The sequence below is a fragment of the Achromobacter sp. Bel genome (assembly GCF_012928505.1).
In the GTDB taxonomy this organism is placed as follows: domain Bacteria; phylum Pseudomonadota; class Gammaproteobacteria; order Burkholderiales; family Burkholderiaceae_B; genus Achromobacter.
The window spans coordinates 45,015-55,051 of record NZ_JABBJN010000038.1; the positions used below are offsets into that span (position 1 = coordinate 45,015).

Below are 10,037 nucleotides of genomic sequence, written 5' to 3' on the forward strand. Positions count from 1 at the left end.
CGTCAGGTCGCCATCGCCGGGTCGGTCACCGACGGTTTGCCGGTTTCGACGCGGCCGGCGAAGCGGCGCAGGTAGGACGGGTCCTCGGCCAGGCGGACCGTAAAGTCATACCAATGGCCGCTGGCCTCCAGCGCCCAGTGCTGCTCGACCTTGCTGCCTGCGGGCACGGTCAGCGTCCAACGCTCATTGTTGCTGTAGTACGCGTTGGGGGTGACCTCGAAGGTGCAGGCGTCTTTGCCGCTGTTGATGAAGCTGACGTAGACGTCACCGTTGGCGATGTCGTAGCAGACGCGGATTTCCGGGTCCAGCTGCGACGTCCGTGCCAAAGCCAGGTCGCCCGAGAACTGGCGGTGGTAGCCGTTGGGGCCCAGCACCCACAGGTCGTACTTGCCCCCATCCGCCGCCGTGTCCCAGCTGCCTTCCAACTGCTTACCGGCTTCCACCGTGTAGCGGCGCGGCAGGCGATCCAGATGCAGGCGGTCATAGACGTGGAATACCGCCGCCTGCTTGCCCGTGTTGGAAAACACCAGCCACATGTTGCCCGTATTGGGCTGGCTGCGGCCGCTGGTGTGCAGTTCATACGGCAAGGCGCGCGAGTAGCGTAAGCCCTTTTCCTGCACCGGCTTGGCCTGGTTGCTGGGGTCGGGCAGCGGCACCGCCATCAGCGCCTGCTGCGCGTCCCGCTCCTGGTCCGCGCCCGCGCGGGTCAGGATGTTCAGGTCAGGCAGCTTCTCGTCGTTGGGCGTGGCGAAGTTAAAGGCCGATGTCATGTCGCCCAGCACGGCGCGGCGCCACGGGCTGATGTTGTCTTCCTTCACGCCGAAACGGGCTTCCAGGAAGCGCAGCACGGACGTGTGGTCGAACGCCTGGGAATTCACCCAGCCGCCGCGGCTCCACGGTGACACCACGTACATGGGCACGCGCGGACCGGGGCCGTAAACGCGGTTGTCGGCCGCGTCCTGTGCCGAGGCGTGCGTGTGGCGTTCCAGGTCGGTGTTGACCGTGGACGCGCCGGCCATCGAACCGTCCGGGTTCAGCGACGGCGCGGCGGGCGGCGGCACGTGGTCGAAATAGCCATCGTTCTCGTCGAAATTGATCAGCAGGACGGTCTTGCTCCACACGTCCGGGTTCGACGTCAGCGCATCCAGCGTTTCCTGGATATACCACGCGCCCTGGACGGGGCTGGACGGACCCGGGTGCTCGGAATAGGTGGCGGGCGCCACGATCCAGGACACCTGCGGCAGCCTGCCGTTGTTGACGTCGTCGCGCAGGGCTTGCAGGAAGCCGCCGTCGGGCATGGTGTTGGCCGTGCCCTTGTACAGCGGGTTGGCGGCATCCATGCTGGGGGTCCAGGCCGGGTACGGCGCGCCATTGGCGGAATTGCCCGCCTGCTCGTTGGCGCGGCGGTACTGCTGGAAACCGGCCAGCGGATTGTCGCCGAAGTTCTCGGGCAGGTTCTGGTAGACCGTCCAGCTGACGCCGGCCTTTTGCAGCCGCTCGGGATAGGTCGTCCAGGTCCAGCCGGTGGTGGACGCGCCCAGGCTGTCCCACTGGTTGCGGGTCGACGGGCCATTGCCTTGCGCCAAGGGGTCGTTGGTGCCCGTCCAGTGGAACAGGCGGTTCGTGTTGGTGCCGCCGTGCGTGGAACAGTGATAGGCGTCGCACAGGGTGAACGCTTCAGCCAGCGCGAACTGGAACTCCACCTCTTTCTGGCGGTAGTAGCCCATCGACTGGTTCTGCTTGTAGCGCGGCCACTGGTTCATGCGGCCGCCGTCCCAGGCCATCTGCGCATCCATGTAATCGTGCGGCGTGCCCGACACGCGCTGGGCGTTGCCCTGCGTGCTGTCCAGGTGATACGGCATGACCACGCGCGTGCCATTGGTCTGTTCCCAGACCGAACGGTTCTGCGCCAGCGGGATCGTGATGCGGTCGCCAAAACCGCGCACGCCCTTGAACGTGCCGAAGTACATGTCGAACGAGCGGTTTTCCTGCATCAGGATGACCACGTGCTCGACGTCGTTGATCGTGCCGGTGCGGTTGTTGGCCGGAATGGCCAGCGCGCGGCGGATGGCCGGCGGGAACATCGACAGCGCGGTCAGGCCGGCGGTGGACGCCGCGGCGTTGCGCAGGAAGCGGCGCTTGCCGGCGTGGATCGGGTCTTTTTCGGACTTCACGGTTTCGTTTCCTATGACTCGGTAGGGAGCGCGGCTCAAGGCGCGCAACGCAGTTCGGGCTTGGCCGGCGTGGGCGGCACGGGCGTCGGGGTTTCGGTTCCGCCGCCGTTGTCGGGCTTGCTGTCGTCGCCGTCATCGCCGCCGCAGGCGGCCAGCGTCGCGGTCAGCATCAGCACCGCGCCGACGCGCAGCAAACCGCGCAAGATCAAGGAGTTGCTCATGGTTTTCTATCCTAGGAACATCAGGGAAACAGTTCGGAAACGGACTTGCCGGACATGGCCAGCGACTTCACTTCGGCCTCGGTCAAGGCACGCGACCAGAAGGCCAGGTCGTCGAAATTCATCGTGTAGGGGCCTTTGGTGCCGGCGCAGCAGATGCCGTAGGTGCCGCGGCCGTCTTCGTTCAAGCCGATGTGCGGACCGAAGACGCCGGCCACCTGGGCCAGGTTCACCGAACCCGTGGCGGTCGAGCGGCGCGTGAATCCCAGTTCGCTGTCGTAGACGGAGGCCGTCATCGTCTTGGCGGTCTTGTCGACGGTCATGGCGATATAGACCGGCTTGTTGGCCGTGAACTTCACGCCGTTGATGTCGACGCGCGATCCGCCGCCCGCCAGGTTGAAGCGCAGCTCGGGGCCGGCCCACTGCGCGATGGTGATGCCGGGGTTGCCGCCGGAGTTGTAGTCCTTGTTGCCCAGGATCGAGCGATCGTTGGCCGTGCCGTCGGACTGGAACCAGAAGCCGATCGTGAAGACCTGCAGGCTGTCGAGCAGGCCCGCCGGGTAGTCCAGCTTGAAGGCGCCCAGGGCGGCCGAACCGCGCTCGTTCTTGAACATCTTGCCGAATACGCCCGCATCGGCGAAGGCCGGGGCTTGCACGCCGTCGTACGGCGTGATCACGCCGCCGCCCGCCGCGATGTCGGTCACGTTGCCTTCAAATGGGAACAGCATCGTCAGACCGGTGCGCAGCGACGGCAACAGCACCACGGGCTTGGCATACACCACCGTGGCGCGCGTGGCGCTGACGGCTCGCCCTGCGGACACGCTGTAGTCCAACGTGTGCACGCCTTCGGTATCGAACGTGAAACCCGTATCCGCGTATTCCGTCGCCGTGCCGGGCAGGCGCGCCACTTCGGCGCCGTCGCGGCTGACGACGATCTCGCCGTCGGGTTCGCCAACGCGCACCCAGGACAGCGTCACGGTCTTGTTGTCCATCGACGTGCGGGTCGCCAGGCGGCGCAGCGCCAGCGGCTCCGACAACGACGTGCCCGCCATGTCGTACTGGCCGTCGGCCGGCAGCGCGCCCAGATGCGCAAGCATCGTCGGGGCAACGTCGGCAGCGCTGGGCAGCGCGTACCAATTGCTGTCCCAGACGCCGTCAAACGACGCATCGTCGGCCGTGCCGCCCAGCATCGCCGGCTGGTTCGTGGCCAGCATGATGGTCTTGTTCGAGGACAGCGGCAGGCCGTCGACGGTGCCCGTCTTGCCCAGGCCGTGGCTCGTCGCCACGACGATCAGCCAGTTCTCGTTGGGATTCGCGGCGCGGCGGTCGGCGATCTGCTTGGCCAGCACGCCCACGGCGGCATCCGTCTGCCGGATCACGGCCTGGTAGTTGGCGCCGAAGCCGCTGTCGGACGCGGCGCGCTCGGCGGCGCCGAACTGGGCCACGACCACGTCGTAGCCTTCCGTGATGCGGTCGCGGGCCTGCGTGGCGACGCAATCGTCGACGCCCGCGCAGTCCGTCACCGCTTGCACATAGCCGGCATCGCGATCGCGGCTGACCAGCCCCGCCAGCAGCGTCGAATTGAACGCCCCTGCCAGGCGCGCGTCAGGACGCGCCGTCTTCACGCGCTGGAACAGGCTGGGCGACTTCATCGCCTGGCCCGTCGCGTCGGACCGCACGCCGTGCACGTCGGCCCATTGGCCGGTCAGCAAGGTGGCCCAGCCCGGTGCGGCCAGCGTAGGCTGCTGGGTCACTCCGCCCGTCACGCCGCCCGTCCAAGCGCGGGTGACTGTCAACTGCCCGATGTTGGACAGGGTCTTGTCCGCAACGCCGCTGCGCATGGCGTCATAGGTCAAGCCATCAACGCCGATGAACAGCACCTTCTCGACGGCCGGCTTGCCGGGCTCGGTCACCGGCGGCGTCGTGGGAGGCGCCTCGGCGTCGTCGTCATCGTCGCTGCCCCCACAGCCCGCCAATGCGCTGGTCGCCAGCAACATGGCGCACCATCTTCTCCAATTCAATGCTTGCATGCTTATCTTCTCGTTTCATGAACAGGGTTTTACGCTGCGCACATAGTGGCGGTTCAACGTGAAGGCCCCATGAAACAAAGGGCAGAAAGCTTGATCGACGGATCAGGATTCTTTTGCGAAAAAGGCCGTAGCGCCGCCCATGAAAAAGGACCGGCGTACCGGTCCTAAGAACTGCAACGGAAGCGGCGCCTGCGCCGCCCCGCCTTACATGCGTTGGCGCGCCGCTTACGCGCCGATCTTCACGCCGGTCAGATAACCGACAGCCGCGCCGAAGCCGTCCTTGTAATTGGCCTTGACCAGCGGTTCCAGCGTCGGCCGCACCACCGCGTGAATGCCGCCCCAATCGGCCGCATGCTGGAAGTTGCTGGTGATGTAGGTCCAGCCGTTGATCTCGTCCACGGCCTGCAGGCCGGTGGATTCCGCCGCCACCGGGCACGACAGCAAGCGCGACAAGGCCTTGGTGTCGACGTTGTAGGCCCACATGAAGTTGTTGACGTGGCCGCCGCTGTCCTCGCCCACGAACAGGGTTCGCAGCTTTTCGGAGAACTTCAGGTTGTCGGGGTTGGAGATGAACTCGGCGTCATGCGTGTTGCCCAGCGCATCCGGCGCGGCCAGCGGCTTGCCGATCAGCTCCGCCACGGCGCCCATGTCGACCGGCACCCATTCGCTGTCGATCGCGCTGCCGTCGGTATCCACCTGGCCCGCCTTCATGTGCAACTGGTACACGGCACCAGCCGAATTGCCTTCGACCTTCAGGCCCGGGACTTTGCCGTCGATCATCGACGATTCCACACGGGACATGGCGCTATAGGCGATTTTGTCGCGAGCATTAACGGTAGTGCCTTCCATCTTGGTGAAGGCCAGCGTGCCGCCCACCATCGCCGCGTAGCGGTGCGTTTCCAGGAAGGCCGCGGCCTGGCGGCGGCCCGGCTGCAGCTTGACCCAATTATCCTTGCCGCTGTAACGGATCTTGGTGAAAGCCGCGTCGGCCGGGTCGGCGGTGCGCACGTCCATGATGTCGGCCGCCACCAGCTGGTCAGCCAGTTCCTTGACTTCGGCGCTGGTGGCGTGACCCAGCTTGATCCACTTCAACGTGCCGGCGCCCGGGCCCGTGCCCGAGGTCTGCGTCCATTGGGCCACGTACAGCGTACCCGCCGACAGGTCGGCCTTGCGGTCGGCCACGAACATGAACAGGCCGCCGTTGGTGGCATCGTCGCCCATCAGCGCGGTGCGCTGGTCGGGCATCATCTGCACCAGCTCGTGCGAGATGCGGCCCATGCAATAGTGCTTTTTGATGGTGCCCGTGCCGTCCGGATGCACCGTCACTTCCGGCATATGGCCGTAGTGGTACGGATTGGCCTTGGCCGGGTCGCCGTAGACGTTCTGGCTGTAGGCCTGGAACGACGCCTGCGTGCGGGCGACCGTCGCGTCCGGCTCGTACTCTTCGCTGGACAGGTGGGTACCCCAGGGCGACAGGCTGGCGCCGCAGGTGATCCACAGGCCGTGCACCGAAGACGTGTCGACGTTGCTGTATTTCACCAGGCTGAGCTTGCCGGTGTTCGGGTCCTGCGACAGCGTCAGCACGGCGATCGGCGACGGCAGCAAGCCGTACATGTCGGCGCCGGCCTGGTCCATCGACTGGTATTCGAACTGCACCACGGCATAGACCGCGTTGCCGGCGACGCCGGCGACCGTGGTCGGCTCCGACAGCGCCAGCAGCGACGTGCCGTCCGGACAGTTCGAGAAGAACTGGCGGGCCTTTGCGGGCACCGAGTTGTCCATGATGGGCGCGCCGGCCAGGTTGAAGTAGCCACCCGCCACCATCGTGCCGCCCTTGCCGTCCGGCACCGCGTCGCCCGTCATGAAGAACGGCTCGTAGCCCAGTTCGACGGTGCGCTTGGAACCGTCGCTGAAAGTCAGCGCCAGCGCCGAGCTCACGGTCGTGCGCGCCATCAGCTGGGGCGTGGCCAGCGTCGGCGCGGGCATCGATGTGAACGCCGCGGACGTGAACGTCACCGGCGCGGTCGGCGGATTGGGATTCGGATTCGGATTCGTCGAACCATCGCCGTCATCATCGTCGTCGCTCGAATTACAGCCGGCCAGCAGCGCCGCCATGCTGACGCCGCCGATCGGCAGCATCGGCGCGCCTCCCAGCATCTTCAGGAGTCGGCGGCGATTGGCTTGATTCATATCTTGCATGCGGGTGTCCCAGTTGGATCGGATGAATGCGCTCGCGGAAGGTCGAGCGTTGCCGGCATGCTAGATAGGCGCCGTGTAAGGGCAATGACAGAAAGCTGTACAGGACCTGAATCGAAGGCCGATTTCCGGTATCGGCATTGTCATGAACAACCGCTATAGTCGGGCGCGTCGCTTCTTCGTATCCGCTGCTGCCGCCATGCCTCTTTCCCTGCGCCTTTCCCTGCCGTCCGCGCCCGCCGCGCTGCGCGTCCTTGCCGTGCTGGCGCTTGCCGCGGGCGTGGGCGTATGGGCCGCAGTGCTGCTTGCACCGCGCCCCGGCCCCTTGCCGCCCGCCGTGTCGGCCGCCGCGCCGCGCGCAGCCGACAACACGCCGGTGGCGCTGTGGTTCGGAAAAGACGAGGTGATGCGCACGCAGATCAGCGTGCTGGGCCTGATTGCGGCCGGCCCTGATGGCGCGGCGGTGCTAAGCGTGGATGGCGGCCCGCCCCTGGCTTACCGGGCGGGCGGCGAGGTGGCCCCGGGCATTGTGCTGCGCGATATCGCCGCAGATGCCGTCACGGTGGAGCAAGGGGGAAGATTGAACCGCTTGGCAACGCCCGCCGCGCTGGCGGCGCCAGCGGGGATAGCGCAGGTGAATTGAAACGCTTGAAACCCGGGGACTTGGGTCTGATGGCTTGCGGGTCAGGCGGCGCTTCCTTTCAAGCGCCCGCCGATCAGCGCTTACGGCCCGCGGGGCGGCCCATTTGCTTGCGGCCTGCCAGGTTCGACAGGGAAGACCCTGCCGGCTTCTGTGAGGCGGCAGCCTGCTTCTTCTGTTGAAGCGCCTTTTCAACCAACGCCGCCAATCCAGTCGAAGACTTCTCTTTTGTAGCCATTACCGCTCCTTGTAGAAAGGCCATGGTAGCAGGCGGGCGGCACGGCAACGCATTACTGTCATATTTCATGTCCACAATTCCGTGCTTCTAGGAAAAGACCGGAGTTGCAAAGTGCGTCAGTTACCGCGTGGGCTTGCCCGCCAGCAAGGTTTCACCTTGATCGAGATCATGGTGGTGATTGTGATCATGGGGATCCTGGCGGCCCTGATCGTGCCGCGCGTGCTGGACCGTCCCGACCAGGCCCGGCAAGTCGCCGCGCGCCAGGACATCGCAGGCATCATGCAGGCGTTAAAGCTCTACCGGCTGGACAACGGCCGCTATCCCACCACGGCGCAAGGGCTGCGGGCGCTGGCCGAAAAGCCCGACGGCGCCAACAACTGGCGCGGCTATCTGGACAAGTTGCCCAATGACCCCTGGGGTCACCCGTACCAATACCTGAGCCCCGGCGTCAAGGGCGACATCGATGTCTTCTCGTTCGGCGCCGACAACAAGCCCGGGGGAGAAAGCGGCGATGCCGACATCGGTTCCTGGGAGCTCTGAACGCGGCTTCACACTGGTGGAAGTGCTGGTGGTCCTGGTGATCGTGGCCATCGCGGCCAGCATGGTCAGCCTGTCCATTGGCAAAAGCGACAACGGCCTGCGCAGCGATGCCCAACGCCTGGCCGACGCCTTCACGGTGGCGCAAAGCGAAGCCCGCAGCGACGGCCGCCCCATCCGCTGGCTGGCCAACGGCCAAGGCTGGTCATTCGAGCGCCAGGGGCGCCTGCTGGGCCCCAGCGCGGAAGAAGACACGCCCGTGCCCGTCGACCGCCTGGAGCACGACGACATGCTGCGCCCGCAAACCTGGGCGGCCGGCGCGGTCCAGCTGCGGCAGGATCCCGACCGGCCGCTCGTCTTCAACACCGAATGGGTCGCCGCCCCGATGACGCTTACGCTCCGCGCGGGGGATGCCAGCATCACCCTGCAACGGGACGCCTCCGGCCGCTATGACATCCGTTGAACCACCCCGCCGCGCCGACCGCCAGCGCCAGCGCGGCTTCACCCTGATCGAAGTGCTGGTGGCGCTGGCCATCATTGCCGTGGCAATGGCCGCCGCCCTGCGCGCGACCGGCGTCATGTCGGCCAATAACCGCGCCTTGCAGGACAAGACGCTGGCGCTGCTGGCCGCGCAGAACGCCTTGACCCAGCTTCGGCTGAACCAGGTGCTGCCGCGTGCCGGCTCGCAAACCGTGCCCTGCCCGCAGGGCGGCCGCGCGCTGCAATGCGAACTGGTCTTCACCAATTCCATGAATCGCAGCTTCCGGCAGGTTTCCGTCAATGTCCACGACACCCGCTCCGCGCGTCCGGACGCCGTGCTGCTGCAACTGGACGGGCTGTTGTCCAGCCTGCGATGACCATGCGCCGCGCCGCTTTCCCTCCCGCCCGCGCCGCCCAGGCCGGCTTTACGCTGATCGAAGTACTGGTGGCGCTGGCGCTGATGGCGCTGGTCAGCCTGATGGCGTGGCGCGGCCTGGCCAGCGTGTCCAGCGCGCGGGACTGGATCGAGCAGGAGGCCGAAGACACGGACGCCATCGTGCGCACCCTGGGGCAGATGGGGCGCGACATCGAGTTGTCCTACACCGGGCCGGGTTTTGATCCCGCCGGCAAGGACGCGCTGGTATTGACGAGCGGCCTGCGCCTGTTGCGCCGGGCGAGCGGCGGCAACACCCTGGAGCTGCTGCGCCCCGATCCCGACGGCAACGGCCTGTGGCAGCGCGTGCAATGGCAAGTGCGGGCGGACGGCCTGTGGCGCGCCAGCGGCCCGTCGGCCCCGCGCAGCCCGCTGCCGGCCGCGACCGACGGCGTGCTGCTCCTGCCCGGCGTGCGGGTGATGAGCGTGCGCGCCTGGATCCCGGGCACAGGCTGGGTCGACGCCAATGCCAGCTTCGCCACCGCGCCCACCGGCATCGAGATCCTGCTGGAACGCGGCGCGGCCAACGCGCCACAGCGTTACACCCGTATCCTGGAGCTGCCATGACGGTGCTTTCCCCGGCCCGCGAACGCGGCGCGGCAGTCATCAGCGCATTGATCATCGTCGCAATCGTGGCGGCGCTGACCACCAGCCTGTTCCAGCGCCAGACCGCCAGCACCCGGCGCGTGGAAATCGAGCTGGCCCGCGTGCAGGCCCGCGTGATGCTGGCCGGCGGCATCGACTGGGCGCGCCTGGTCATCCGAGATCACGGCAAGCGCGAGTCCACCACGCGCGGCGACCAGATCTGGGCGACGCCCGTGCTGGACACGCGCATCGAACGGCCCGGCGACGACCGCGTGGCCGTGTTCTCGGGCCGCGTGCAAGACGAGCAAGGCAAGTACAACCTGAGCAATCTGGCCCGCAACGGCGTGCCGCAACCCGAACAGGAAAAGGTGCTGCGCCGGCTGCTGAACGTGCAGCAGTTGCCCGACACCCTGGCCGGACACATCATCGACATCATCGCCGCCGCGCAGCCCCCGGCGCTGGCGGCGGATTCCCCCGCCTCGTCGAACGGCCAGCCCGTCCCCGCG

General features: G+C 67.0%; 10 protein-coding genes and 1 pseudogene. 6 read left to right on the forward strand and 5 right to left on the reverse strand.

The window, feature by feature from the left end; all coding sequences use genetic code 11:
- Positions 1 to 2 precede the first annotated feature (2 nt).
- From HG262_RS21520 to HG262_RS21535, 4 genes are all read right to left on the reverse strand, one after another.
- The gene (locus tag HG262_RS21520; protein ID WP_169272958.1) at positions 3 to 2,174 is read right to left on the reverse strand and encodes a phospholipase C, phosphocholine-specific; all 2,172 of its coding nucleotides are present in this window, start codon (positions 2,172 to 2,174) and stop codon (positions 3 to 5) included.
- 35 nt (positions 2,175 to 2,209) lie between these two features.
- Positions 2,210 to 2,395 (reverse strand): hypothetical protein, encoded by a 186-nt coding sequence (locus HG262_RS21525; RefSeq protein WP_006227372.1) that lies wholly within the window; start codon positions 2,393 to 2,395, stop codon positions 2,210 to 2,212.
- 20 nt (positions 2,396 to 2,415) lie between these two features.
- On the reverse strand, positions 2,416 to 4,422 hold the full coding sequence (locus tag HG262_RS30870; RefSeq protein ID WP_248293446.1) for a LamG-like jellyroll fold domain-containing protein: 2,007 nt from the start codon (positions 4,420 to 4,422) through the stop codon (positions 2,416 to 2,418).
- Between the two features lie 225 nt (positions 4,423 to 4,647).
- Positions 4,648 to 6,621, reverse strand: a complete 1,974-nt coding sequence (locus HG262_RS21535) for an alkaline phosphatase PhoX (protein WP_169272959.1) — start codon at positions 6,619 to 6,621, stop codon at positions 4,648 to 4,650.
- A gap of 196 nt (positions 6,622 to 6,817) precedes the next feature.
- Between HG262_RS21535 and HG262_RS21540 the strand changes: the two genes are divergently transcribed.
- Positions 6,818 to 7,261 (forward strand): general secretion pathway protein GspC, encoded by a 444-nt coding sequence (locus HG262_RS21540; protein ID WP_169272960.1) that lies wholly within the window; start codon positions 6,818 to 6,820, stop codon positions 7,259 to 7,261.
- A gap of 73 nt (positions 7,262 to 7,334) precedes the next feature.
- Here HG262_RS21540 and HG262_RS21545 read toward each other — a convergent pair whose 3' ends face one another.
- A complete protein-coding gene (locus HG262_RS21545; protein WP_169272961.1) occupies positions 7,335 to 7,565 on the reverse strand; it encodes a hypothetical protein in 231 nt (76 codons plus the stop codon).
- A 42-nt stretch (positions 7,566 to 7,607) separates the two neighbouring features.
- Here HG262_RS21545 and gspG point away from each other — a divergent pair, with 42 nt between their 5' ends.
- From gspG to HG262_RS21570, 5 genes and pseudogenes are all read left to right on the forward strand, one after another.
- Entirely contained in the window at positions 7,608 to 8,036 is a 429-nt protein-coding gene (gspG, locus tag HG262_RS21550) for a type II secretion system major pseudopilin GspG (RefSeq protein WP_169272962.1), read from the forward strand.
- Positions 8,008 to 8,496 (forward strand): type II secretion system minor pseudopilin GspH, encoded by a 489-nt coding sequence (gspH, locus tag HG262_RS21555; RefSeq protein ID WP_169272963.1) that lies wholly within the window; start codon positions 8,008 to 8,010, stop codon positions 8,494 to 8,496. Before gspG ends, gspH begins: the two co-directional genes overlap by 29 nt.
- Positions 8,483 to 8,890 carry a type II secretion system minor pseudopilin GspI gene (gspI, locus tag HG262_RS21560; protein WP_169272964.1) on the forward strand — a complete coding sequence of 136 codons (408 nt, stop codon included), beginning with the start codon at positions 8,483 to 8,485 and terminating at the stop codon, positions 8,888 to 8,890. The genes gspH and gspI overlap by 14 nt, the downstream gene beginning before the upstream one ends.
- Positions 8,891 to 8,892: 2 nt before the next feature.
- The gene (locus HG262_RS21565) at positions 8,893 to 9,513 is read left to right on the forward strand and encodes a prepilin-type N-terminal cleavage/methylation domain-containing protein (RefSeq protein ID WP_248293447.1); all 621 of its coding nucleotides are present in this window, start codon (positions 8,893 to 8,895) and stop codon (positions 9,511 to 9,513) included.
- Positions 9,510 to 10,037 (forward strand): annotated as a pseudogene (locus tag HG262_RS21570) (type II secretion system protein GspK); the annotation flags it as partial. The gene HG262_RS21565 and the pseudogene HG262_RS21570, both read left to right, overlap by 4 nt.